Raw genomic sequence first — 24,103 nt, forward strand, 5'->3', positions numbered from 1 at the left:
TTCTTTTCCGTTCGTAAGTATGTGCCCCTTGTCGCAAGGGGCGAAGTTTCAGTCGTTGTCGCTGAGGCCCGCGCCAGCACCGCGCAGGCGGCTTTCTTCGGTCGCGGGTGCGAATGTGCGGTGGGCAAAAGCGCTGAGCCTGTTCCAGTCTGCGTCGGACACCTCGGCGCGCAGGACCGGCTCGCGGCGGCCTGTCATCTCGGCCGGCGCGCTGAAGACCATCTTGTCTGCATGACAGGCCTCAAGCGCCTCGGGCGTGGCCTGCACACAGATCTGCCGCCCATCCGTTGCCAGACGCGCACCCTGCCATTCGGCCGCAACCGGTACACCCAACCGCAGCGCAGCCCCGCCCATGAAGGGCACGGCCAGCAAGGGCAGGCTGACATTCTCCATAATAATCGAGCCGCGATCCATCAGACGAACAGCACAATCGCTGAGTGAGGCGCCGGCGATCAGCGGGCTCATCCGGCGCGTGGGCGCATGCCAGATCTCGGCGCTCAGAGAGACGGGAGAGACGTCGATCGACGGGATACGATCGTTCATCTCCAACAGATCGGCCAGCAATTCGGCGCCCGAAAACCCGAAGGCCGATAACCAGCGCGTTCCCTTGGCGGCCTCTTCGGCCAGACCCCAAGACAGGCCCGCGCCGCGTGCGGCGCGTTTGCTCATAGCCTCGATTTCGTTCAGAGAGTGGCTCATGCAGCGGCCCCTTCAAGTTCCGGGAAGACCCAAAAATCGGCGTTCTCAGATGTCAGTTCATGCGGCAGGGGCGCGTTGCCATACATGCAGATCCGCACCCAACGGTCCGAGCGGGGATCGAACTTGGTCGCCCCAAAGAAGGACAGCTTGCAGCGCAGCATGTCGATAGGCAGCACCCGGTCCGAGATCGTGTTGTCGCGGATCTCGGCATAAGGCGCGCGCCCTACAATCTGAACACGGCGCAGCACGTGGCGGTGTTCGGGGTGGCGCAACAGGAAATCGGCGACCTGAGCATCGTCCGACCAATGGGCCAGCGCGTGAAACAGCTGCGCTGCATCCCGACCAGGGGCCAAGGGTTGCTCGTATTCCTCAATCGGTTCCTCAAAACGTTCGCCCAGACGCGGTTCCAACTTTTCTTCCGAGACATACCAGGCGCGCGCCTTGCTGGCGGGGGTGGCCCAATCGGTCTCAATGGCCCAGCCGTAAATATCCTTGAGAAGCGCCCGCAGATCACCGATCTTCATTGCCCCGGCGATGCGGAACGTAGCGGTGTTGTCAGCTGCCATACCTTCGGCAAAGGCGTCGACCAGTTCCCCATAGGGCTCCAGCATCAGCGAGGCGATCCATTCCTGACCTTCAAGGGTCAGTGACTGCTCGGCCCAGGAATAAAGCGCATCCCAGGGGTGATCCGCGCCAAGATCCGCGTCCGACAGATACGCCTGAACCTTGGCGATATCGGCCCGCAGGGCGGCGAGTTTCTCGATCTGGATCGGGTGTTCAGACTGCCAGGTCTCGACGATCTGCATATTTCGCAGCAGCACATCACGGAACACCGTAATTTCCGCATCGCCGGCCTTCTCTACCCCACGCACGACCTGAATTGCGCCTTCGCGCGCTGCCATCCAATTGTTGAACAGCACTGGATGGTTCAGCAAAAACGGCGCCATCCCCAGACCGGTCGAGTTTCCAATCCCCATCGAGCGGGCAATCCCAGCATCCAGCTTCTCGGCCTGCGCTCCGTTGGCCGCGGCGCGGGTATCAGCCATGTATTGCACAAGATCAGTCACGAACCAGCGGGTAAGGTAGACCGACAGCATCTCAACCTGGAACGGAGCACGGAATTCCGGACGGTCGGCAATCATTTCGCGATCCGCAGCGCCCAACTTGCCGGACCCGTAAACCGCAGTGGTCCGCATCAGGTAGCCCACCGCGTCAATCTTCTCGGTCGAGGGCTGACGGCCTTCGGCCAGTTCGCTCACAACATGTTCCCACAAACGCACCGAGCGGTTGGCGCGGGACACTGACAGTTCCGACCCGGTCACACGCCCGGCTTCCTGAACGGGGATATTGTGCGAAAGACGCTCGATATCGACGTCGGTGGGCACGCCGTCAAACAGGGTGAACGTGGCATCCCAGGCCTCGGCGATCACCCGATCCGAACGTTTCTCAGGCGGCAGATCATGGGCATAGGCGATCAGGGAATAGGACCGCTCGGGCCCATGCGCGGTATAGACGGCATGGCCAACGCCGGAGCTGTCAATCTCGAACGCAGTTTTTTCAAACCGCCAGTTTTCCCGAGCCAGTCGTCGCGTCAGGATACGCATGAACGAAAGGCGCGACTGATGCATGGAGCCAAGACGGGCAAGGCGCATCACCATGTTCGGATCACGACGGGAAACGTCTGTCATTCGGTTGTGCCTCCTCAAGTGCTAATATCTGGTCTTCTCCTGAAATCTTCAGGCATTTTGGCGGGCCGGATCGTCCGGCCCAGCCATGGATCGCTTAGCTCTCTTTGCCCTTCGCCAGCGTAATGCGCAGTGCATCCCACAGAGACGGTAGCAAGATCAGAGACACCGGAACAGCGGTCACCACGATAAAGCTCTGCAGTTTGGACACACCGCCCGATCCAACCGAGATCAGGATGATGGCCATAAGGCCCATCGCGATGCCCCAGAACACGCGCAGTGCTGCGGGTGGGTTGTTTTCGTTGCTCATAGTCGCAGAGACGACATAGCTCATCGAGTCGCCGGTGGTAGCAACAAAGATGGTCGTCAGGATCAGGAACAGGATCGAGATCACGAAGCCCATCGGCAGGTTGTTGGTGATCGCCAGCAGGGCGGCGGGCAAGTTGAAGCCTTCGAACGCGGTGGCAATGGTGCCAGGGTTCTCAAGCTCCATGGCGATGCCGGTGCCACCGATGATGGTGAACCAGAAGTTGGTCACGATCGGCGCGATGATCGACAGCATGATGATGATTGAGCGGATCGAACGACCGCGCGACACTCGCGCAATGAACATTGCCATCAGCGGGCCGTAACCCATGAACCAGCCCCAGAAGAACACGGTCCACCAGCCCAGCCAGCCGGGTTCGCCGAACAGACCGGCCTCACCCCGATAGAGCGCCATCTGGAAGAAGTTGCCCACGTAAGTGCCAAAGCCCGAGAAGAACGAGCCAAAGATGAACCCGGTCGGCCCTGCGATCAGAACGAACAGCAGCAGGAAAGCCGCTAGGATCACGTTCACCTTGGACATAACCTGAATACCACGCGACAGACCCGTCATGGCCGAGATCGTGTAGATCGCAGCAAGCCCGGCAATAACGGTCGCCTGCAGGGCAAACGTATCCGAAAAGCCGAACAGATCGGCCAGACCATAGCTCACCTGCAGACCCAGGAAGCCAATGGGGCCAACCGTGCCCGCAACCACAGCGATGATCGAGGACGCATCCGCAATGAGGCCAATCGGCCCGTTGATCGCCTTGTCGCCGAACACCGGGTACAGCAGCGTGCGCGGCGCCAGCGGCATGCCCTTTTCATAGTGGTAATGCATGAGCATGACCGTGGTCAGCGACCCCAAAATGGCCCATGCGAGGAACCCCCAATGCATGAAGCTCTGGGCGATGGCCGGGTTCACGGCCTCGGCCGTTGCCCCTTCGCCACCGTAAAGCGGCGCGGGGTACAGAAAATGGGCAATCGGCTCACCTGCCGCCCAGAACACGCCGCCACCGGCCAGCAGTGTACACATGACCATCGAGCCCCACTGGAAGGTGGTGAACTCGGGCGCGGCCAGGCCGCCCATGATGGCACGCCCGCCGGGCAGTATGCACAGCAGCAGGCCGATCAGGAAGGTGGCCAGCAGCAGCACCTGCCAGTAGAGGCCAAAATAAGTGGCCGCGACATTGAAACCCCAATCCACAGCGCCAGAAAGCGCGTCCAGATCGACCAGAGCCGCGATGCAGAACAGCGCGATAAAACCGCCAGAGATCAGGAACAGCGGTTTGTTCAGCCGGCTTTCCTGTACTGGGGCAGTGTTCAAAGATGCCTCAGACATCTCTCCTCCGTTAATAGTAGTCAGGCCGTTCCTATCTTGAATGCGGCCATAGCTTCGTCGTTTAGCTGACCTGTATCAGGCGAGCGGTTTGAAGTTCTCGTCAAAGAAACGGTACCAGTTGCGACCCATGATCCCGGCCACTTCGTCTTCGTTCATGCCGGTGGCGCGTAGGCCTGCCCGGATGTTGCCGAAGTCACGGTTGTCGTTGAACCAGCCCGGCATGGGCGGGAAACCGGGGGCCGAGGCTGAGCCTTCGCCATAGTCGATTTCCTTCGTCCAACGACCCACGCGCATCCATTCCACGATATTGTCGGGCTGGTCCTGACACAGGTCGGTGCCGATCCCCAGATGCTGCGCACCGTATTTCTCCGCCGTGCGCGCGATCATCTCGCAGAAGCTTTCCAACGTGCAGTCGGATTTGTCCTTAAGATGGTGCGGGTACACCGAGAAACCCAGCATGCCGCCGTTTTCCGTCACCGCCCGGATCACCGCGTCACGCTTGTTGCGCAGGGCGGGCGACCAGTCATAGGGGTTCGCATGGGTGATGGCGATGGGACGTTCCGAGATTTCAGCCGCTTCGATGGTCGAGCGATCGGCCGAGTGGCTCATGTCGATCACAAGGCCCACGCGGTTCATCTCTTTGATGACCTGCTTGCCCATGCGGGTGATGCCGGAATCCTCGGCCTCATAGCAGCCGGTCGCCAGCAGCGACTGGTTGTTATAGGTCAGCTGCATGAACCGCGCACCCAGCGTGTGCAGGATCTCGATCAGGCCGATATCATCTTCCATCGGGCTTGGGTTCTGGAACCCGAAGAACACCGCTGTCCGGCCGGTTTCCCGCGCCGTGTCGATGTCGCTGGCCCACTGCCCTTTCATGATCAGGTCCGGGTATTGCTCGAACCAGCGATTCCACTGTTCGAAATTCAACACCGTTTCACGAAAGTTCTCATGATAGGCGATGGTGACGTGGATCGCATCCACGCCTCCCTCCCGCAACTGGCGGAAGACCTTCTCCGACCAGTTCACATATTGTAGGCAGTCGATCAGCATCAGACGGGGCCTGCGCTGATATAGGCAGTTTTGACCGTGGTGTAGAACTCGGCCGCCGCCTTGCCCTGCTCACGCGGACCGTAAGAGCTGTCGCCACGACCACCGAAGGGCACGTGATAGTCGGTGCCTGCGGTGGGCAGGTTCACGGTGACAACACCGGTGCGCGCATTGCGGCGGAAATGCGTGGCGCGGGCCAGCGACTTGGTGACGATGCCCGAGGTCAGGCCAAAGTTGGTGTCGTTCACGACGCTCAGCGCTTCGTCATAGCTGCCAACCTTGATGACGCTGGTGAGCGGTGCAAACATTTCCTCGCGGTTTATCGCCATGTCGTTGGTGGTGTTCAGGAACACGCCGGGCGACATGTAGTACCCGTCATGCGGCATCTCGAGACGCGCACCGCCACAGGCCAGTTCCGCGCCCTCGGACTTGCCCAGATCGACATAGGCCAGGTTTTCGCTCAACTGCTGCTGGCTGACGACGGGGCCCATCTGAACGCCATTTTCCAGCGCGTGGCCCACTTTCATCGCCTGCGCACCCGCAATGAGCTTTTCGACAAAGACGTCATGAATGGCAGAGTGGACCACGAGCCGCGATGACGCCGTGCATTTCTGACCGGTGCCACCGAACGCACCGCCGAGAGCCAGCGTCACCGCCAGATCCAGATCGGCATCGTCCATAACGGCCAGAGCGTTCTTTGATCCCATTTCCATCTGGACTTTGGTCAGGTTCTGGATGGCGGCAGCGGCGATACCCTTACCCACCGGAACCGAGCCGGTGAAGGAAATCGCGTTGACCTTGGGGCTTTCCACCAGTCGTTGACCGATGGACCGGCCTGAACCCATGACCAGGCTGAACAGACCCTTGGGGATGTCCTGACGGTTGATGATCTCGGTCAGCGCAACTGCCGAGGCCGGGGTGATGTTGGCAGGCTTCCAGACAACCGCGTTTCCATAGCACAGCGCCGGAGCGATCTTCCACGACGCGGTCGCAGTGGGGAAGTTCCAAGGGCTGATGATGGCAACAACGCCAACGGCCTCACGGCGAACATCGACCTCGATATCGGGGCGCACGGAATCCGCGTTCTCACCGATCTGACGCAGGCATTCGGCGGCGTAGTAGGTGAAGAACTGACCGGCGCGGAACACTTCGCCTTTGCCTTCGGCCAGCGGCTTACCTTCTTCGCGGCTCAACAGCGTGCCCAGTTCCTCGGCGCGGGCCATCAGCTCATTGCCGATCGCGTTCAGAACAGCCTGCTTGCGCTCCAGCCCATAGGCGGCCCACTCACGCTGAGCGGCACGCGCCTGATCCAATGTTGCCTCAAGCTGATCCGCGCTGGCCTGTGCAAACATGCCAACCAGATCGCTCAGGTCCGATGGGTTGCGGTTTTCGATCTCACCTTCACCGGTGACCCACTCACCAGCGATCAGGTTCTTTTGAATGTCAGCCATAGCCGTTTGCCCCATAGAGAATTTGCTGAGCGGGTATGGACTCTTTTGCGACAATCAATCAAACTAAAATTATTGAAGTTTACTTCAGCAAGATTGAAGCTTCCAACATGACACTCAAGATCGAAATGCTTCGCGGCTTTGTCGCGGTAGCCCGCACCGGCAACCTGACGGACGCGGCCGTTGTCCTGAAACGCACCCCTTCGGCGGTGTCGATGATGCTCAAGCAGTTTGAGACGCATCTGGGCGAACCGCTGTTTGAGACGGACCGCAAGAACAAGCTGACCGCATTGGGTGAGTTCGTGTTCGAGCAATCGCAACTGGAATTACAGCATTTCGACAATACGGTTCGGGCCATCGAAAACTTTGCCGATGCCAGTTTGGGACATGTCAGAATTGCGACGGTTCCATCGGTGGCAGGCACGATCATACCACGCGTTTTTTCCAGAAATACCAAGGCTTACGAGAAAGTGAGGGTGGAACTGCGCGACATGGATTCCAAGTCCGTCCTGCACGAGCTGTCGCGGGGGCGCATTGATATCGGCATCGCGACACTGCGCGGGAACGGGTCGGGCCTGCACAGTCAGCTTTTGCTGACCGACTGGTTCGGCGTGCTGCTGACACCGGACCACCCGCTGGCCAGTGACACTGGCGCAATCGAATGGGACGCGCTTGAGAATGAGCAGTTGATCGCCAACAGCCTGTCCGAAAGCATCCCCGGGCCCGAGGCGGAAAAACTGCACGCAGGCTCTCGGTTTTCGGCACATAACATCACCTCTATTCTGGGCATGGTGCGGGCTGGAATCGGAGTCACGCTATTGCCCGAGATGGCGGCAATTTCGGCCGGGCAATCCGATCTGGTCTTTCGCCCTCTGGCGGATAAGACCGCCAAGCGGCAAATTCACCTCATACGCAAGGCTGATTCTGCGCTGTCGCCCGCTGCCCGGAGACTGGAAAATGACATCCTCGAAACTGTCGAGGACCTAGTGAAAGAGCAACGCTCATGAAAGATCAGGTCGAGAAAATTTCGCTGGGCATCCTGATCTTTCCAGGGTTCCCGATGGCATGCCTGACATCCTGTATCGAACCGCTGCGCGCGGCGAATGAGATCTCGGGGCAGGAGGCGTTCAGCTGGCATGTCATTGCTGAGCAAGACCAACCGATCCAATCCTCGGCCGGGGTCACCTTTTTCCCCGACAGCACGTTGGCAAACGCCCAATCCCTGACGCATCTGCTGTTCGCCTCAAGCCCGAACAGCGTTTTCGACAACCCCTCCAAGGCGAATGCAGCGCTTCAGCGTCTGATGCGGAACAAGACCCGTATCGGCGCAATCAGCGGCGGCGTCTTCCCTCTAGCCCGGACCCGGCTGACCCGCGACAACCCTTTGTCGGTGCATTGGTGCTACGAGGCCGCTTTTCAGGCTGAGTTTCCCGAAATCCCGATCCATGGGACAGTGATCTGCGAAGAAGGGGCCTTTAGCACAATCTCGGGCGCCTCTGCCGTGTTCGATCACATGCTGACCCTAATCGAAAAACGGCTTGGCGGTGATGTCATGGCCGAGGTCGCCTGTTGGTTCCAGCACCCGTTCATTCGCAGCGGGACCGTTACGCAAAAGGTGCCCGCAATCTCAACCGCGCAAAGTCAGGATCTTTTGCCCAAGCAAGTCGCAAAGGCTATTCAGCACTTTGCCGAACATATCGAAAACCCCATCCAGATCAGCGAAGTCGCCGATGCCGTGGGCCTTTCGGCGCGGTCACTGGAGCGGAGCTTCAAAAAGGCGACCGGGCACAGCCCTTTGACCTATTATCGGCGGATGCGGATGAACCAGGCGCGGCAATTGGTGCTGTACACAAACGACCCGATTGCCGAGGTCGCCTATATGGTCGGCTACGCCACGCCCAGCGCATTCATGCGTCACTATCGTGAGACGTTTGGGGTCACGCCGATCAGCGACCGGCGTGCCAAGAACTCGATGCGGGTGGGCAGCGACGATGTGCTGCCCTCGGGCTAAGGTTTAGGCGATGGATTTCGCTGCGGCCCACAGGCCGTGATGCAGCGACGCCGCCGAAGAGCGTGGGCCAAGAACGGCCATATGATCCTCCGCCAGACGCCAAAGGAAGACGCCCAGGTGCTCCGCCGTGGTTCGGATCGCCGCGCCCGACCCCATCGTGCGGACCGGCGCGTTGCTGAGCCGTTCGAACAAATCGCACAGGGCCGCGCCCTGAACGTCGAACCGGCACCAGCCATCCGTTTGCTCAGAAACCGATGCGGTGTCTCCGACGATTTGCTTCAACTCAGCGGCCAGCAACTCGTGACTGTCATGCGAGGCCATGACCATCCATTGCTCGGGCCCCATCCAAAGCGCGGCATAGGGCGTAGCCTGGGCGGACTGACCAACCTCGGGCAAGCTCAGGCCAATCTTGTCGGCCAGCACTTTTTGCACGGCACCAGCCTGATCGTTGCGGGCCGCGACAGACGCCAGCGCCTGATCCACGACCTCTGTGATCGTGATCGAACCGACCGTATCGACACGCGGCGTGTCGCCGCCCAGCGGGGTGATGGGTTTCAGTTTATGCACGAAGCTTCTCCCCTTCCGGGTCCACGAAATGAGCGCTGACGATTTCTACCAGGACCTCTTGGCCTTCCAGCGGGTTCACCAGACGCAGTTTTTCACCCATCCGGTCAGAGCCACCTTTGACAAAAGCCAACCCGATCGAACTTTGCAGTATCGGCGAATAGGCGGCGGAGGTGACGTAGCCCTGATCATGGGCCGCATCGACCGGGCCTGTGGCATTCATCAGATGGCCGCCCGCCGTAACGGTCTCATTCGCGTCCACTGGTTTCAGCCCCACCAGAGCCAACGCGTCCGGGGTGTTCAGCCCCTCCCGACGGCTTAGAACATTGCCGATGCAGTCCTTTTTAGCGCTGACCATGCGCGCCATGCCAAGGTTCAGTGCTGTGGTCGTGCCGTTCAGCTCGTTGCCGGTTGAATGACCCTTTTCGATCCGCATGACGCCCAAAGCCTCAGTGCCGTAGGGCACCACGTCGAACTCTTCGCCCGCCTCCATCAGCGCGCGCATCAGCCCGTCGCCATAGCGTGTGGGCACCGCGATTTCATAGGCCAGCTCGCCCGAGAACGAGATCCGGAACAGTCGCGCGCACAGCCCACCGCAGACGGTAATCTCGCCACAACCCATGAAGGGGAACGCCTCATTCGAGATGTCAAACTCGGGGTCCACGATCTTTTGCAGCAGTTTACGGCTGTTGGGACCGGCTACTGCATATTGCGCCCAGGCCTCGGTGGTCGAGATCAGCTGCACGTCCATATCCGGGCACAGGCATTGGCGCACGAACTCCATATTGCGATAGACCAGAACAGCGTTGGCGGTGGTGGTGGTCACGACGAAATGGTCCTCAGCAAACCGCGCGGCGGTACCGTCGTCATAGGCAATGCCATCCTCGCGCAGCATCAGGCCATAGCGGACCTTGCCCACGGGCAGTTTGGCAAAGGCGTTCGAATAAACCATGTTCAGGAAAGCCGCAGCATCCGCGCCCTGCACGTCGATCTTGCCCAGCGTCGTCACATCGCACACACCGACCGAGTTTCTTGTCTGCAGTACCTCGCGATCCACCGATTGCCGCCAATGGGTTTCGCCCTTGCGCGGGAACCATTGGGCCCGCAGCCAGTTGCCGACCTCGACAAACACGGCGCCCTGCTCCTCGGCCCATTTGTGGCTGGGCGTCAGGCGGGTCGGGTGGAAATCCTTACCCACAGCACGGCCACCGAATGCACCCATCGCCACCGGAGTATAAGGCGGGCGGAAGATGGTTGTGCCAGTGTCCTGAATGGACTTGCCGGTCAGCTCGGCCATCACCGCCAAGGCACCCACGTTCGAGGTCTTGCCCTGATCGGTCGCCATGCCCAACGTGGTATAGCGCTTAAGATGCTCAACCGAGGTGAAGTTCTCTTGGTGTGCCAGCTTGACGTCTTTGACGGTCACATCGTTCTGGTAGTCCAGCCATGCGCGTTTTGCGCCTTTGACGTGCCAGAACGGGCTGATCGAGACCGGCGCATCGGCTGCAGCGGGCAGATCGGCAGCGGAAGCCGTGATTCCCAGATCAGCCAAAGCGGCCACAGCCGCAGCCGTACCGCCCTGCAGCGCCGCGTCGGTGGTCATCTCACCCTTGGCCGCGCCAGCCACGATCTGACCAACGGGTAGGCCGTCGCCCGGAACAAAGGCGTGGATATCCGCGTTCCAGACCGGACGACCGCGCTGATGGCAGGTCAGGCCCAGGTTGGGGTTCCAGCCGCCGGACATCGCCAGCGCCTCACAATAGAGATCCGTCGTGTGGCCCTTCGCGGTCCGCACTTGCACCGAGGTCAGACCCAAACGGCCCGAGGTGTTGATGATCTCGGCCCCTTTCAGAACCTCGGTGCCCTCGACATCCGCAGCATCCGGGCGCTTGTCCACAATGGCCGGGACCTTAATACCCTGCGCCATCAGATCGCGTGCTGTCTGGTGCGCGTCGTCATTGTTGGCAAAAACCACAACCGATTGCGCCGGCGTTGCGGCCCAGCGGTTGGCGTAGGACCGAACCGCTCCGGCCAGCAGGATACCAGGCCGGTCGTTGTTTTCGAACGCGATGGGGCGTTCGATGGCCCCGGTCGCGATCAGCGCGCGCTTGGAGTAGATGCGCCACAGGGTCTGGCGGGGTTTGTCCGCCTCGGGCGCGATGAGGTGATCCGCGTTGCGTTCGACCGCACCATAGATTCCATGGTCATAGGCCCCGAACACGGTTGTACGTGGCATGACCCGCACATTGTTCATCGACGCCAGCTCGGCCAGAGCCTGTGCGACCCAGTCCGCGCCGGAGATATCGGCCAAAGCGCCGGTCTCGGCAATCAGACGCCCGCCCATGCGGAAATCTTCATCCGCCAAAATGACCTGAGCGCCCGCACGTCCTGCGGTCAGCGCCGCCGCCAGACCGGTCGGACCCGCGCCGATGACTAGCAGATCGCAATGCAAGAAGCCCTTGTCATAGAGATCGGGATCATCCTCACCCGTCAGGCTACCCAGACCGGCGGCCTTGCGGATGATCGGCTCATACAGCTTTTCCCAGAACGCCTTCGGCCACATGAAGGTCTTGTAATAAAACCCCGCCGTAAGGAAGTTCGAGAACCGGTCATTGATCGCCATGAAATCGCGTTCCAGCGACGGCCAGCGGTTCTGGGAATTGGCGTTCAGGCCCTCATACAGCTCGGCCACCGTGGCGCGGGTGTTCGGCTCCTGCCGCCCACCCGAGCGTAGCTCGACCAAGGCGTTCGGCTCTTCGCTGCCTGCAGTCAGCGGGCCGCGCGGGCGGTGGTATTTGAACGACCGGCCCATCAGGCGCACGCCATTGGCCAGCAGGGCCGAAGCCAGCGTGTCGCCCTCATAGCCCCGATAGGACTTGCCATCAAAGGTGAAGCTGAGGCTGGCGTCGCGGTTGATCAGCCCGCCATTCAGTCGATTGCTCTGAGTCATTGTGAAGCCTTCCCTGCCGCTTTGGCCACGTCACGGGCCAGTTCGACCTTCAGGATTTCGTGGGTCAGCGTGTTGCGTGTGACCACCAGCCACGACCGGTCGCCTTGTTCGTGATACCAAAGCTCACGATGCTCGCCCGCCGGGTTGTCACGCAGGTAGAGGTAATCGTGAAACACCTGCACCGCGTCCTCGGCCTGCCAGTCAGGACGATTGATCAGCGAAGCATCGCCCAGATAGGTGAACTCCTGCGCGTCGCGCGGGCCAAGCAAGGGGTGATTGATAATCATCTGATACGCCCTCTCAGTGCAGGTTTGGTTGGGCGCCCTGCCCTTTTTCGTCGATCATGTGACCGGTCATGAACCGGTCCAGCCGGTAGGCTGTGGCGGTTTCATGCGGACGGTCGGTTTTCAGAAGATGCGCAAAGCAATAGCCAGAGGCCGGCGTTGCCTTGAACCCGCCGTAACACCATCCGCCATTGAAATAGAGCCCGTCGATATGCGTCTTGTCGATAAACGGAGAGCCATCCATCGACATATCCATGATCCCGCCCCAACTGCGTAGGAGACGCGCACGCCCAAGTGCCGGGATCAGCGCCATGCCGCTTTCGATAACATCCTCGACCACGGGCAGGTTTCCGCGTTGGGCGTAGGTGTTGTACATGTCGATGTCGCCACCGAAGACCAGACCACCTTTGTCGGACTGGCTGCAATAGAAGTGCCCCGCCCCATAGGTGATAACGCCGTCGATGAAAGGCTTCAGACCCTCGGAGACGAAAGCCTGCAACACGTGACTCTCGATCGGCAGGCGCATCCCTGCCTTCTCCATCACGCGGCTGGAACTGCCCGCGACAGAGACGCCAACCTTTTTGGCCCCAATAAAGCCGCGGGTGGTATCGACCCCCAGAACCTTGCCATTTTCAATGCGGAAACCCGTCACCTCGCAGTTCTGAATGATATCCACGCCGCGCATGTCCGCACCGCGCGCATATCCCCACGCCACTGCGTCGTGGCGCACCGTGCCGCCGCGACGGTGTAGCAGGCCACCTTTGATCGGGAACCGGGCGTCATCGAAATTCAGGAACGGATACATGGCGCGTACGCCTGCGGTATCCAGCAGCTCGGCGTCGGATCCGTTCAGGATCATCGCATTGCCCCGCCGCCGCGCCGCATCCCGTTGTGCATCTGTGTGGACCAGGTTCAAAATACCGCGCTGGCTGACCATGGCGTTATAGTTGAAGTCCTGTTCGAGGTTTTCCCAAAGCTTCAGCGAGAACTCGTAGAACGGCTCATTCCCGTCCAGCAGATAGTTCGAGCGGATGATCGTCGTGTTCCGCCCCACATTGCCGCCGCCGATCCAGCCTTTTTCCAGTACCGCGATACGCGCGGCACCGAATTCCTTGGCCAGATAGTAGGCCGTGGCCAGTCCGTGGCCGCCGCCGCCCACGATCACATAGTCATAAGCATCCGCAGGCTCTGGGTCGCGCCATTGCGGGCCCCAGCCCTTGTGGCCGGTCAGGGCCTCTTTGAAAAGTCGCAGCGCCGAGAATCGCATGTAGGCTCCTATTCGTTGCAGCTTACTTTATGCACCCGGGTTGCCCCCGTTTTCAGTGTCGATTTCGGACAGAAGCTATCTCAGATGCGACAGATGCCATCAGAGAGCTGCCGTTTTGGCGTTTCAAGCTATAGCAGCAGCCTGATGCGCATTAGGTAACTTTTCCTTATCTTTTTTTATCTGTTCATCATTAAACTTTACCGTTTTGAGAATCACGGCTACGACACCCCAAAGCGCGACACAGGAGGAGCGAGACATGTTCGACGCCAGCACCACGCATAAAGTCGTTTTGGGAGTGATCGGTGCAGATTGCCATGCCGTAGGCAACAAGATCCTCGACAGCCTGCTGACCCGGGCCGGGATCGAGGTCGTGAACGTTGGGGTCATGGTCAGCCAAGCTGAATTCGTCGCCGCAGCCGTTGCTCAAAAAGCTGATGCGATCCTTGTCTCATCCATCTACGGGCACGGTGAGATCGATTGCCAGGGCCTGCGCGACCGGTGCGAGGCTGCAGGGATCGGGAACATCTTGCTCTATGTCGGCGGGAACCTCGTGATTGGCAAACAGGATTTCGCGACCGTCGTCACCCGCTTCAAAGACATGGGCTATGACCGCGTCTTCCCAGCCTCAGCTAACATCGACGAGGTCTTGGCGTTGTTGAAAGATGACATCGACATGAACCGCCTTCCGAACATCGGCCACAACTCGGGCGCTTTCGCATCTGGGTTCGCCGATTGGGCCGCAATTTAGCAAAGGCAGATGGTGACATGACCGGCGCGCCAGAAATAACGAATTCCAAGCTGCCCAATTCCGTTTTCAACGCCGAGCGTGAGGGCGTTTTGCAATCTTGGCACACCGGTGCCGACGTGGATTTTGAGGCAGGCCTTGCCCGTCAACATGCGCTGCCTTCGGAGAAGCGTTTCTCGGCGGCCTTGGCGGATGCGGATGAAACCGGCAAGACACTGTTGCAACCCCGTGCGGGCGTTGCGCTGTTGCGCGAACACACCGCGCTGATGGAGGGGCTGGCCCCCTATTGCGATGTGCTGCCCACCACCATCGACGCCTATACCCGTCACAACCGATATGACGAGGCGCAGGATGGCATCGACCGCTCCCGCGCGGCGGGCACCTCGCTGCTGAACGGGTTCCCGGCGGTCAACCATGGTGTTGAAGGCTGCACGCGGTTGGTCGAGGCCGTCTCAAAACCCATTCAGGTCCGGCACGGCACACCGGATGCACGCCTGCTGGCTGAAGTGACACTCAGTTCAGGTTTTTCGTCCTACGAGGGCGGCGGGATTTCCTATAACATCCCATACGCAAAGAACATTCCGCTGGAACAGTCGATCCGCCATTGGCAATATTGCGACCGTCTGGTGGGCCGGTTCGAAGAACATGGCATCCGTATAAACCGAGAACCCTTCGGCCCCTTGACCGGGACACTGGTGCCGCCATTCGTGTCGCATGTGGTTGCGATCATCGAAGGCCTTCTGGCACTAGAACAAGGCGTGCGCTGTATCACGCTGGGCTACGGTCAGGCGGGCAATCTGGTGCAGGACGTCGCCGCGCTGCGCTCGCTTCGGCGGCTGGGGCATCACTATTTCCAGAACGCGGGCTATGACGATTACCAACTGACCACTGTGTTCCATCAGTGGATGGGCGGCTTCCCCGAGGATGAGGCCAAGGCAACGGCCGTGATCTGTCTGGGTGCGCTGGCCGCGAAACAGGCGCGGGCCACCAAGATCATCGTGAAGACCCCGCATGAGGCCAGCGGCATCCCCTCGCTTGAGGCGAACCAGGCCGGGCTCAAGGCGACCCGTCAGATGGTCAACATGATCGCGGATCAGAACCGCAATGACGGCAACGAAATCCTGACCGAGGTCGAGGTGATCGAAGCCGAAGTTCACGCCGTCATGCGCGCCGTTCTGAAACTGGGCAAAGGCGACATCGCGCGCGGAGCCGTTCTGGCCTTTGAGAGCGGCGTCATGGATATCCCCTTCGCCCCCGCCATCGGGAACGCGGGCAAGCTGACACCGGTACGCGACAACCACGGCGCGCTGCGGATCTTTGAGACCGGAAATGTGCCGCTGCCCAAGGATGTCATGGCCTTTCACCGGGACCGCATCGCGGAACGCGCCCGGTCCGAGGGGCGCGAGGTGTCCTTTGACATGGTGGTCGACGACGTCCGCGCCATCTCGGCCAGCAAACTCATTGGGCGGCCTTCGGTTGCCGCCTAACACACAGAGAGTGTCATGAAGATCAAGAACGTTGTTTTCGCGCCGGGGCTGGCCTCGTACTATTTCGACGATCAGGCAGCGATCAAACAGGGGGCCAAACAGGACGGGTTCGTCTATTGCGGGCGGGCCCAGACCGACGGCTTCGCCCGCGTCCGGCAATACGGTGAGAGTGTCTCGATCCTGCTGGAGCTGGAAAACGGCCTGATTGCCGAGGGCGATTGTGCGGCCGTTCAATATTCTGGAGCCGCCGGGCGCGATCCGTTGTTTCTGGCCTCCTCCGTCATTCCGTTCCTGCAGGAACATCTGACGCCGCAGTTGATCGGGCATGATGTGCGAAACTTCCGTGAAAGCGCGGAATTCTTCGACAATCTTGTCGTTGACGGCCAGCCTCTGCAAACCGCCGTGCGCTATGGCCTGTCGCAGGCGCTGTTGTCGGCGGCCTCGATTGCCAAAGGCAAAATGAAATTCGAGGTCATCTGCGACGAATGGGGGCTTGAGGCCATCGCGGCCCCTCTGCGCCTGTTCGGGCAGAGCGGCGACAACCGCTATGAAGCCGTGGACAAGATGGTGCTGAAACAGGTCGACGCCCTGCCCCACGGCCTGATCAACAACATCCCCCAGAAATTGGGCCAGACGGGCGGGAAACTAGCCGAATACGTCACATGGCTGTCGCGTCGCATTCAAGCTCTGCGCACGGATGAGAGCTATCATCCGGTACTGCATATCGACGTCTACGGTACGGTGGGCATGATCTTTGACAATGACGCGGTGAAGATCGCCAACTATCTGGCAACGCTGGAACAACGCGCCGCCCCGTTTGATCTGTATATCGAAGGGCCTGCGGACGCCGGGTCAAAAGACGGGCAGATCACCTTGCTACGCGACATCCGGGCCTCGCTTCGGGCGCTTGGCAGCAACGTGAAAATCGTGGCCGACGAATGGTGCAACACCTATCAGGACGTGGTCGATTTCGTCGATGCCGATTGCTGTGACATGGTCCAGATCAAGACCCCCGATCTGGGATCGTTGCACAATACGGTCGACGCGGTGCTCTACTGCAAAGCCAATGGTGTCGCGGCGTATCAGGGCGGCACCTGTAACGAGACCGATATCTCGGCCCGCGCCTGTCTGCACGCCGCCATGGCCACAAGACCCGACCGCGTGCTGGTCAAGCCCGGGATGGGCTTTGATGAAGGCATGACTATCGTCGCCAACGAAATGCACCGCACCCTTGCGCTTTTGAACACACGAGCTGCAGCATGAGCGATACCCAACTCAAACCCTACGAAGGCCTGCTGGTCGTATCCCTGGAACAGGCCGTCGCTGCCCCCCTCGCGTCGTGCCACTTTGCCCAGGGTGGCGCGCGCGTCATCAAGATCGAGCGCGATACTGGCGATTTCGCCCGCAAATACGATGGCGCGGTGAAAGGCTCGGCGTCCTATTTCGTCTGGGCCAATCACGGCAAGGAAAGCCTGTGTCTGGACATCAAGAACCCCGAGGATGCCGCCCTGCTGCACCGTATTCTGGACGAGGCTGATGTGTTCATCCAGAATCTCGCCCCCGGCGCCATCGCCCGCGCCGGGTTTGGCGAGGATGTCTTGCGTAAACGCAACCCGCGCCTGATCACCTGCGATATCAACGGATATGGCGAGGATGGACGGTACAGCGACATGAAGGCCTATGACTTTCTGGTGCAATGCGAAAGCGGGCTGGTCTCGGTCAACGGAGCGCCCGGACATCCCGGCCGCATAGGCGTTTCGATCTGCGATATTGGCGCCAGCATGAACGCGATCATCGGTATCCAAAAGGCTCTGATCGCGCGCAGCATCAGCGGCAAAGGCAGCGCGGTGAAGCTGTCCCTGTTCGACACGGCCGCCGATTGGATGACCGTGCCTTTGATGCATACGGTTTATGCGGGCAAAGCGCCTCAACCGGTTGGCCTGCATCACCCCTCCATCGCGCCCTATGGCGGGTTTACCACCAAGGATGATGAGGTTCTGGCGATCTCGATCCAGAACGAACGCGAGTGGAAACGCCTCTGCGCCGATGTCATCGGACAGCCCGCTCTGGCGACCGATCCCCGGTTCTGCGACGCCGCCCAACGGGTCGCCAACCGCGCGGAACTGGATGCCATCGTGGCCGGGTTCTTTGCCGGTCACAGCCGCACTGAGCTGGAAGGCAAGCTGTTCGCGGCAGCCATCGCTTATGGGGCCGTGAACTCGGTCAGCACCTTTGCCGAACACCCGCAGCTGCGCCGCACGCCGGTAACACTGGAAAACGGGGATGAAGCGCATCTGGTCGCGTCCCCCGTGCGCCACAGCTTTGATCCGAAAACACCGCGCTTTGGTCGTGTGCCCGCACTTGGGGAACATACCGATACCATTCGGTCCGAATTCGCCGAGACCGCAGCCGCATGATCCGGTCCTACCTGTTCACTCCGGCGCACCGGTCCGAGCTGATTGCCCGCGCGCATGAACGGGGCGCGGATGCGATCCTGCTGGACCTTGAGGACAGCGTACCGCGCGACCAAAAGCAAGCCGCGCGAGACGGGTTGGCAGAGGCAGTCTCTGTGCTGACCGCCCGCGCGGTACCCGTTGTGATACGGGTCAATGCCGATCTGGGCGAATGCGTCCGCGATCTTGAGGCAGCCATCCTGCCCGGCGTCGACGCGATCATGCTGCCCAAGGTCATCGGGGCCGACCATCTGCATCTGGTGGCGGACTATCTGTCGATGCTGGAGCGACAGGCTAAACTTCCCGAGGGTCAGATCAAACTGATTGCCTTGATCGAAACAGCCCAAGGGCTGATGAACGCCGCGCGTATCGCGAAAGCGACTCGTAGGCTGAGCGCGCTTGCATTCGGGACTGAGGACTTCTCGACCGATTGCGGTCATGCGCCCTCGGTCGAGGCGCTGAAGGGCCCGGCGCAATCTTTGATCCATGCGGCCAAAGCGGGTGGCCTGCAGGCCATCGGCCTACCGGGCAGCATTGCCGAGATCCACGATATGGATAGTTTCCACAGCTGCGTCGACCTAGGGCGCGCGATTGGCTTCGACGCTGCCCTATGCATCCATCCGCGACAGGTCCAAATCGTTAACGAGGTCTTCCCACCCAACGTATCAGAGATGGAACAGGCGACCCGCGTGGTCGAGGCCTTTGATCGGGCCACTCAGCAGGGGCTGGGTGCCGTCATGCTGGAGGGCAAAATGATTGACCCGCCCATCGTTGCGCGGGCGCATTCTATGTTGCAATCCCGGCGTCTTTGAAGAAATCCTCCATGAAGGCCGGGCCTTTCTGATCGACGAAATCCCGAAAAGACCGCGCCGCCGGACGCAGGGGTTTGTTGCGCATATGCAGAACGAACCAGTCGCGATATTCGGGCATCCCTTCGACGTTCAGGATTTTAAGCTTTCCGGCCATCGCCTCCAGCGCGATCGTGTGGGCCGAGATAAAGGCCAGCCCCATATTCGCCATGACCGCCTGTTTGATATTGGCATTGCTGTCCATTTCCTGCGCCTTGGGCAGCGACAGGCCCGAGTCCGAGAAAAAGAACTCATGCACCATGCGCGTGCCCGACCCCCGTTCGCGGACGATGAACTGATGGTGCGGCAGGTCCGAGCGTCGGATGCGGCTGGAGCGCACCAGCGGATGATCCGGATGGCCGATCAGGACATAAGGGTGTTTGGCGAATTGATGCGCCGTTGTCTCTATCCGGCGCGGCGGGCGTCCCATGAGCGCAAGGTCGATCTGGTCGGTATCCAGCATCTCGATCACACAGCGCCGGTTGGCGATTTTGAACTGAAGATCGCATTCCGGGTGTTCTTGCTGAAACTGCGCCAGCAGATGCGGGCCGAAATTGCGCGCCGTGGTCACCATGGCCACCCGAACACGGTGGTCCAGCTTGCCCTGCATGATCTGCACAACATCGACCGCCTCGGCCAGCGTTTCGGTCATGCGTTCGGCATAGGGCACCAAAGCCGTTGCAACCTCGGTCGGGATCACCGAGCGTCCCGATTTCTCAAACAGAGGCGCGCCGAATTCCTCACTCAGCCGGCTCATCTGCATCGACACCGCAGGCGGGGTCAGTGACAGGCGCTCAGCCGCTCGCACAAAGCTGCGCGTCTCGATCGCCACCAGAAATATCTGCAACTGGCGCAGGGTAATTTTGTCCGAGGTTGGCGGCATTGCGGCTCCTGTGCGCTAGAAGTCGGGTTTGCGGGTAAAGAAGTCTCCTCCTTTGTTGTCAATAATCACAAATGCCGGGAAATCCACGACTTTTATGCGAAAGACGGCCTCCATCCCGAAGTTGGGAAAATCCAGCGTTTCGATGTTTTTGATGACGTCCTTGCCCAGAACTGCCGCCGCCCCGCCAACCGAGCCCAGGAAGAACCCACCATGCTCCTTGCAGCTTTGTACGACCGAGGGCGCGCGATTGCCTTTGGCGATCATCACACGGGACGCGCCCAGCGCTTGCAGTTCCGGCACATAAGGGTCCATCCGCGCGGCTGTGGTTGGCCCGAACGAGCCTGAGGCATACCCTTCGGGCGTCTTGGCCGGGCCCGCATAGTAGACCGGGTGATCGCGGATGTAGTCTGGCAGTTCCTGACCCTCTCGGATCATCCGGGCCAGTTCGGCATGCACCAGATCGCGCGCGACAATCATGGTGCCGGACAGCAAAACCGGGCTGGAGACGGACAGCTTGGACAATTCGGCACAGATATCATCCATCGGCTGATCCAGGTTAATCCGGGTTGCGGATTGCGCCGCGACATCCTGCGCGGGCAGGAACCGGGCCGGATCATGTTCCAACTGCTCGACCCAGATCCCATCCCGGTCGATCCGCCCCTTGATCTGGCGATCCGCCGAACAGCTGACACCCATGCCAACCGGCAGGCTTCCTCCGTGACGCGGCAGGCGAATGACGCGCACGTCATGACAGAAGTATTTCCCGCCAAACTGAGCGCCCAGCGACATGTTGCGGGTCAGCTCTAGTATCTGCGCCTCAAGCTCCAGATCGCGAAAGGCGCGCCCATCAGGGCTGCCGGTCGTGGGTAGATCATCCAATTCCTTGGCTGAGGCTTTCTTCACCGCTTTCAGACAGTGTTCAGCCGACAGCCCCCCGATAACAATCGCCAGATGATATGGCGGGCAAGCCGTTGTACCCAAGGTCCGTATCTTCTCATCAAAGAATGCCAGTATCCGCTCAGGTTCCAGAAATCGCCTTGTTTCCTGAAACAAAAACGTCTTGTTGGCCGAGCCACCCCCTTTGGCCATGAACAGAAACTCTAGCGCCTCCCCGCTGAGCGCCTCGATATCGATTTGCGCAGGCAGGTTGGTGCCAGTGTTCTGCTCTTTGAACATTGTCAGCGGAGCCATTTGCGAAAATCGCAGGTTACGCGTTTCCCATGTGTCCTTGACCCCCTGCTCAACCGCCGCATGTAGATCACCCTGGACCAGAACGTTCTGGCCTTTTTTGCCGTGAATGATCGCCGTTCCGGTGTCCTGACAGCTCGGGAATTCTCGCTCGGCAGAGATCACGGCGTTCTTCAGCAACTCCAGCGCCACGTAGTGATCGTTGGCCGAGGCATCCGTGTCATCGAGAATCTCGCGCAACTGGGCAAGATGACTGGGGCGCAACAGATGCGAGACATCCGCAAAGGCGGTTGAGGTCAAATTGCTGACAGCCTCGGACGACACGCGCAGGAAGGTTTCATCATCGAACCGGGCGGTTTCCAGCCCTTCATTGCCGAGATGGCGATAGCAGGTCGTGCCGATTGTTTTCGTTGTCTGGGTCATGGCGCGCACTGTAGTGAGATACTCATAAATAATCAATTGTCCTTAACTTAAGCGCTACTTTATTCAGGTAAAGTTACCAAAAGAGAAACGCGCCAGGATACTCGATTTCAGCAAACGCCAATTCACGCCAAACAAGGCATCACTCCCCATAGTCGAACCGGCTCAGCATTCGGCAACCCAACTGCCCTTCGTTCAGCGCGGGTCGATCTTGAGCAACATCAATGCCAAGATCTAGCTTTCACGGTCCGCGAGCAGACCCGTGCAAAGATCAACGCGAAATCAAGCTGACCAACTGGTGTCTAAGCTCTTTCGCGTCGATGGGTTTGTGTACTAACTCCAACCCGTTCGCCTTGCATTCTTCCGCCGTTTCAGGCGACCGGTTGGCCGAGATGATGCAGGCGGGCACATCGCTGAATTCCGTTTTGATCCGACGCACCGCTTCAGTCCCGATTTTTCCGTTATCCAACTGGTAGTCCGCGACGATCGCATCGGGTGTGATACCGATCTCACGCAGCAGGTCCACGGCCTGTTCCTCACCGCCACACTCCAGCACGTGAACGCCCCAGGACTCGAGCGTCAGAGTCAGTGCATTTCTGAGATTTGCGTCATTTTCAATCAGCAAAACGATAATGTCGGCCAGTTGACCCGTTTTCCTGTCAGCAGCAGCGGGACGGCCTTCGCTGAACTGCCCCTGGTCCTGTACCACAGGGACTTCGACGGAGAACACCGTGCCTTTTCCCAACTCGGAGCGCAGATGAATCGGGTGGTTGAGCAACCCGCAGGCGCGCTCGACGATGGCGAGACCAAGGCCCATGCCTTCGGCCGCACTCGCGTCCGATTGCACCCGCTTGAATTCCTGAAAAACCATGTCGCGCTGATCGGCGGCGATGCCAATTCCGGTATCCAGAACCTCGATCGACACGCGGGTTTTGCGCCGCTTCACCCCGACCAGAACCTTGCCGGCGTCGGTATAACGGATTGCGTTGGAAAGCAGGTTCTGAAGGATGCGCCGCAAGTAGCTGGCATCACTGGACACAAGCGCGCTGGTCGGCACCACCCGTAATTCCAATCCTTTGGCCTGTGCAACCGGGCGGAAAGCGTCCTCCATCTGCTTGAACATATCACCAACCGACACGGTCGAGAGGTGGACCGTCGCGCTACCGGAATCCAGCTTCGAAATATCCAGTAGTGCTTCAAGGATATGTTCCACGCTGTTGAGCGCACTTTCCGCCTTTGTTGCCACATCATGCGTTTCCGACTGATCCAACCCGTTTTTCAGCGAAGCCACATAAAGCTTGGCGGCTGACAAAGGTTGCAACAGATCATGACTTGCAGCGGCAACAAAGCGGGACTTTGACGCATTGGCCCGTTCCGCCTCGCCCAGCGCGTCGGCCAGTTCAACGGTGCGCGCTTCAACCCGCTTTTCCAGCAATTCCTTAGCGTCCTGAAGCGCCTGCGCCGATTTTCGTTCTGCCGTCACATCGGTAAATGAAATCACATAGCCCTTGTCGGGCATTTCCTGCGCAAAGACAGACAGGATTTTCGACCGCCCCCGATGCAGCAGAAACCGCAAGGGACGCCGGGAGGTGTGCCGCTTAGTCCAGTCGGACAAATCACCCCAGCTCATCCCCGGTTGGAAACTCATATTCGAACCGAGCCGGTCATAGAGCGTTTCAAACTGCGTGCCCATCTGGAATTGCCCGACTGGGATCGCCAGCAGTTCGCTGGCCCGATTGTTCCAGCCGATCAAACGGTGCTTGTTGTCAAAAATGCAGACACCCTGGTCGATGTGTTCCAGCGTGGCGCGGATCAGGCGCGATTTGTCATCCAGAATGCGGTCGCGTTCCAGCCGCTCGACCCGCATGATATCGGTCACATCCGTCTGCAAGATAACCGTGCCCGCATCCTTCGTGCGATGTTCCGAGACCTGCATCCAGCGATTGCCGCTCAGGCCCACATTGAACACTACATGGTCATCCGCATGACGCGTCAGCCGAAGCTCGGCCCAGTCCACAGGCGCAACCCCCTCCGGCAGCAGCAGAGAGCTAGACCGGCTGACAAGCTCAACGTATTCGATAAAACGCAGGCCTGGCCTCAGCCGGCCCTGGATATCGGGCATATGCAACCCGAAGCGACTGTTACACAGAACCAGTTTTTCATCGCGCCCAAACAAGGCAAAACCATCCTGCACCGCCTCAATCGCATTCGCCAAATTGGCCCGAGCAGCTTCGGTTTCCTCATTGGCCTTGGCCAATTGCGCGTTGGATGCGTTCAGAAGGTCCAGCGCGCGTTCCAGATCATCCGTGCGGGTACGGATCTCTTGTTCCAACACGGCGGCGCGTTGGAATTGCGCATAGGCAGCACCCGAAGCATCGGTAGATTCCTCGACCCGGCGCATCAGCGCCTCGACGATCCTCAGCAGTTTTTCATTCTGGCGTTCGATCGGATCCAGCGGGTCGGTCAGATGCTCGATCAT

19 protein-coding genes are annotated in these 24,103 nt (G+C 59.9%); 7 read left to right on the plus strand and 12 right to left on the minus strand.

All coding sequences use genetic code 11. The features are described 5' to 3' along the window. Positions 1–48 precede the first annotated feature (48 nt). From ACR0J4_RS14415 to ACR0J4_RS14435, 5 genes are all read right to left on the minus strand, one after another. The gene (locus ACR0J4_RS14415; protein ID WP_170643238.1) at positions 49–699 is read right to left on the minus strand and encodes a DUF3726 domain-containing protein; all 651 of its coding nucleotides are present in this window, start codon (positions 697–699) and stop codon (positions 49–51) included. After that, positions 696–2,387, minus strand: coding sequence for a hypothetical protein (locus tag ACR0J4_RS14420; RefSeq protein WP_170643237.1), 1,692 nt, complete (start codon positions 2,385–2,387; stop codon positions 696–698). Before ACR0J4_RS14420 ends, ACR0J4_RS14415 begins: the two co-directional genes overlap by 4 nt. Positions 2,388–2,481: 94 nt before the next feature. Next, entirely contained in the window at positions 2,482–4,029 is a 1,548-nt protein-coding gene (locus ACR0J4_RS14425; RefSeq protein ID WP_170643236.1) for a BCCT family transporter, read from the minus strand. A gap of 75 nt (positions 4,030–4,104) precedes the next feature. Beyond that, positions 4,105–5,079, minus strand: a complete 975-nt coding sequence (locus tag ACR0J4_RS14430) for a membrane dipeptidase (protein WP_170675926.1) — start codon at positions 5,077–5,079, stop codon at positions 4,105–4,107. Next, positions 5,079–6,527, minus strand: a complete 1,449-nt coding sequence (locus ACR0J4_RS14435; protein WP_170549152.1) for an aldehyde dehydrogenase family protein — start codon at positions 6,525–6,527, stop codon at positions 5,079–5,081. Before ACR0J4_RS14435 ends, ACR0J4_RS14430 begins: the two co-directional genes overlap by 1 nt. A gap of 107 nt (positions 6,528–6,634) precedes the next feature. On the opposite strand from ACR0J4_RS14435, the gene ACR0J4_RS14440 reads away from it, so the two are divergent. Together ACR0J4_RS14440 and ACR0J4_RS14445 are read left to right on the plus strand one after the other, a co-directional pair. Beyond that, positions 6,635–7,531, plus strand: coding sequence for a LysR substrate-binding domain-containing protein (locus tag ACR0J4_RS14440; protein ID WP_170643234.1), 897 nt, complete (start codon positions 6,635–6,637; stop codon positions 7,529–7,531). Beyond that, entirely contained in the window at positions 7,528–8,535 is a 1,008-nt protein-coding gene (locus tag ACR0J4_RS14445) for a helix-turn-helix domain-containing protein (RefSeq protein WP_170549147.1), read from the plus strand. Before ACR0J4_RS14440 ends, ACR0J4_RS14445 begins: the two co-directional genes overlap by 4 nt. Positions 8,536–8,538: 3 nt before the next feature. Here ACR0J4_RS14445 and ACR0J4_RS14450 read toward each other — a convergent pair whose 3' ends face one another. From ACR0J4_RS14450 to ACR0J4_RS14465, 4 genes are read right to left on the minus strand one after another with little or no spacing between them, the layout of a single operon-like run. Further along, positions 8,539–9,102 (minus strand): aminomethyltransferase family protein, encoded by a 564-nt coding sequence (locus ACR0J4_RS14450; protein ID WP_170643233.1) that lies wholly within the window; start codon positions 9,100–9,102, stop codon positions 8,539–8,541. Continuing rightward, entirely contained in the window at positions 9,095–12,049 is a 2,955-nt protein-coding gene (locus ACR0J4_RS14455) for a sarcosine oxidase subunit alpha family protein (protein ID WP_170643232.1), read from the minus strand. The genes ACR0J4_RS14450 and ACR0J4_RS14455 overlap by 8 nt, the downstream gene beginning before the upstream one ends. Next, positions 12,046–12,336, minus strand: coding sequence for a sarcosine oxidase subunit delta (locus tag ACR0J4_RS14460; RefSeq protein WP_170643231.1), 291 nt, complete (start codon positions 12,334–12,336; stop codon positions 12,046–12,048). The genes ACR0J4_RS14455 and ACR0J4_RS14460 overlap by 4 nt, the downstream gene beginning before the upstream one ends. Positions 12,337–12,349: 13 nt before the next feature. Then, the gene (locus ACR0J4_RS14465) at positions 12,350–13,600 is read right to left on the minus strand and encodes a sarcosine oxidase subunit beta family protein (protein WP_170467244.1); all 1,251 of its coding nucleotides are present in this window, start codon (positions 13,598–13,600) and stop codon (positions 12,350–12,352) included. A gap of 256 nt (positions 13,601–13,856) precedes the next feature. Between ACR0J4_RS14465 and glmS the strand changes: the two genes are divergently transcribed. Genes glmS through ACR0J4_RS14490 form a run of 5 tightly spaced genes read left to right on the plus strand, consistent with a single transcriptional unit; the run spans position 13,857 to position 19,097 of the window. Beyond that, entirely contained in the window at positions 13,857–14,348 is a 492-nt protein-coding gene (gene glmS / locus ACR0J4_RS14470) for a methylaspartate mutase subunit S (protein WP_170643230.1), read from the plus strand. Positions 14,349–14,365: 17 nt separating this feature from the next. Then, on the plus strand, positions 14,366–15,832 hold the full coding sequence (locus ACR0J4_RS14475; RefSeq protein WP_170643229.1) for a methylaspartate mutase subunit E: 1,467 nt from the start codon (positions 14,366–14,368) through the stop codon (positions 15,830–15,832). A 15-nt stretch (positions 15,833–15,847) separates the two neighbouring features. After that, positions 15,848–17,095 carry a methylaspartate ammonia-lyase gene (locus ACR0J4_RS14480; RefSeq protein WP_170643228.1) on the plus strand — a complete coding sequence of 416 codons (1,248 nt, stop codon included), beginning with the start codon at positions 15,848–15,850 and terminating at the stop codon, positions 17,093–17,095. After that, positions 17,092–18,249, plus strand: a complete 1,158-nt coding sequence (locus ACR0J4_RS14485) for a CaiB/BaiF CoA transferase family protein (protein WP_170643227.1) — start codon at positions 17,092–17,094, stop codon at positions 18,247–18,249. The genes ACR0J4_RS14480 and ACR0J4_RS14485 overlap by 4 nt, the downstream gene beginning before the upstream one ends. After that, positions 18,246–19,097 (plus strand): HpcH/HpaI aldolase/citrate lyase family protein, encoded by an 852-nt coding sequence (locus tag ACR0J4_RS14490; protein ID WP_170643226.1) that lies wholly within the window; start codon positions 18,246–18,248, stop codon positions 19,095–19,097. The genes ACR0J4_RS14485 and ACR0J4_RS14490 overlap by 4 nt, the downstream gene beginning before the upstream one ends. Here ACR0J4_RS14490 and ACR0J4_RS14495 read toward each other — a convergent pair. The 3 genes from ACR0J4_RS14495 to ACR0J4_RS14505 form a co-directional block, all read right to left on the minus strand. Beyond that, positions 19,072–20,016 carry a LysR family transcriptional regulator gene (locus ACR0J4_RS14495; protein ID WP_170643225.1) on the minus strand — a complete coding sequence of 315 codons (945 nt, stop codon included), beginning with the start codon at positions 20,014–20,016 and terminating at the stop codon, positions 19,072–19,074. The genes ACR0J4_RS14490 and ACR0J4_RS14495 overlap by 26 nt on opposite strands. 15 nt (positions 20,017–20,031) lie before the next feature. After that, positions 20,032–21,627 (minus strand): FumA C-terminus/TtdB family hydratase beta subunit, encoded by a 1,596-nt coding sequence (locus ACR0J4_RS14500; RefSeq protein WP_170643224.1) that lies wholly within the window; start codon positions 21,625–21,627, stop codon positions 20,032–20,034. A gap of 268 nt (positions 21,628–21,895) precedes the next feature. Next, the gene (locus tag ACR0J4_RS14505; RefSeq protein ID WP_170549111.1) at positions 21,896–24,103 is read right to left on the minus strand and encodes a hybrid sensor histidine kinase/response regulator; all 2,208 of its coding nucleotides are present in this window, start codon (positions 24,101–24,103) and stop codon (positions 21,896–21,898) included.

The sequence above is a fragment of the Ruegeria sp. B10 genome, assembly GCF_056539825.1.

Bases quoted from the DNA above. Each gene is read 5' to 3' on its own strand.
- ACR0J4_RS14430 (WP_170675926.1), bottom strand. From the start codon at position 5,079: ATGCTGATCGACTGCCTACAATATGTGAACTGGTCGGAGAAGGTCTTC.
- ACR0J4_RS14495 (WP_170643225.1), bottom strand. From the start codon at position 20,016: ATGCCGCCAACCTCGGACAAAATTACCCTGCGCCAGTTGCAGATATTT.
- ACR0J4_RS14425 (WP_170643236.1), bottom strand. From the start codon at position 4,029: ATGTCTGAGGCATCTTTGAACACTGCCCCAGTACAGGAAAGCCGGCTG.
- ACR0J4_RS14490 (WP_170643226.1), top strand. From the start codon at position 18,246: ATGATCCGGTCCTACCTGTTCACTCCGGCGCACCGGTCCGAGCTGATT.
- ACR0J4_RS14500 (WP_170643224.1), bottom strand. From the start codon at position 21,627: ATGACCCAGACAACGAAAACAATCGGCACGACCTGCTATCGCCATCTC.
- ACR0J4_RS14460 (WP_170643231.1), bottom strand. From the start codon at position 12,336: ATGATTATCAATCACCCCTTGCTTGGCCCGCGCGACGCGCAGGAGTTC.
- ACR0J4_RS14480 (WP_170643228.1), top strand. From the start codon at position 15,848: ATGAAGATCAAGAACGTTGTTTTCGCGCCGGGGCTGGCCTCGTACTAT.
- ACR0J4_RS14455 (WP_170643232.1), bottom strand. From the start codon at position 12,049: ATGACTCAGAGCAATCGACTGAATGGCGGGCTGATCAACCGCGACGCC.
- ACR0J4_RS14440 (WP_170643234.1), top strand. From the start codon at position 6,635: ATGACACTCAAGATCGAAATGCTTCGCGGCTTTGTCGCGGTAGCCCGC.
- ACR0J4_RS14435 (WP_170549152.1), bottom strand. From the start codon at position 6,527: ATGGCTGACATTCAAAAGAACCTGATCGCTGGTGAGTGGGTCACCGGT.
- ACR0J4_RS14420 (WP_170643237.1), bottom strand. From the start codon at position 2,387: ATGACAGACGTTTCCCGTCGTGATCCGAACATGGTGATGCGCCTTGCC.
- ACR0J4_RS14415 (WP_170643238.1), bottom strand. From the start codon at position 699: ATGAGCCACTCTCTGAACGAAATCGAGGCTATGAGCAAACGCGCCGCA.
- ACR0J4_RS14485 (WP_170643227.1), top strand. From the start codon at position 17,092: ATGAGCGATACCCAACTCAAACCCTACGAAGGCCTGCTGGTCGTATCC.
- ACR0J4_RS14475 (WP_170643229.1), top strand. From the start codon at position 14,366: ATGACCGGCGCGCCAGAAATAACGAATTCCAAGCTGCCCAATTCCGTT.
- ACR0J4_RS14445 (WP_170549147.1), top strand. From the start codon at position 7,528: ATGAAAGATCAGGTCGAGAAAATTTCGCTGGGCATCCTGATCTTTCCA.
- glmS (WP_170643230.1), top strand. From the start codon at position 13,857: ATGTTCGACGCCAGCACCACGCATAAAGTCGTTTTGGGAGTGATCGGT.
- ACR0J4_RS14505 (WP_170549111.1), bottom strand. From the start codon at position 24,103: ATGATCGAGCATCTGACCGACCCGCTGGATCCGATCGAACGCCAGAAT.
- ACR0J4_RS14465 (WP_170467244.1), bottom strand. From the start codon at position 13,600: ATGCGATTCTCGGCGCTGCGACTTTTCAAAGAGGCCCTGACCGGCCAC.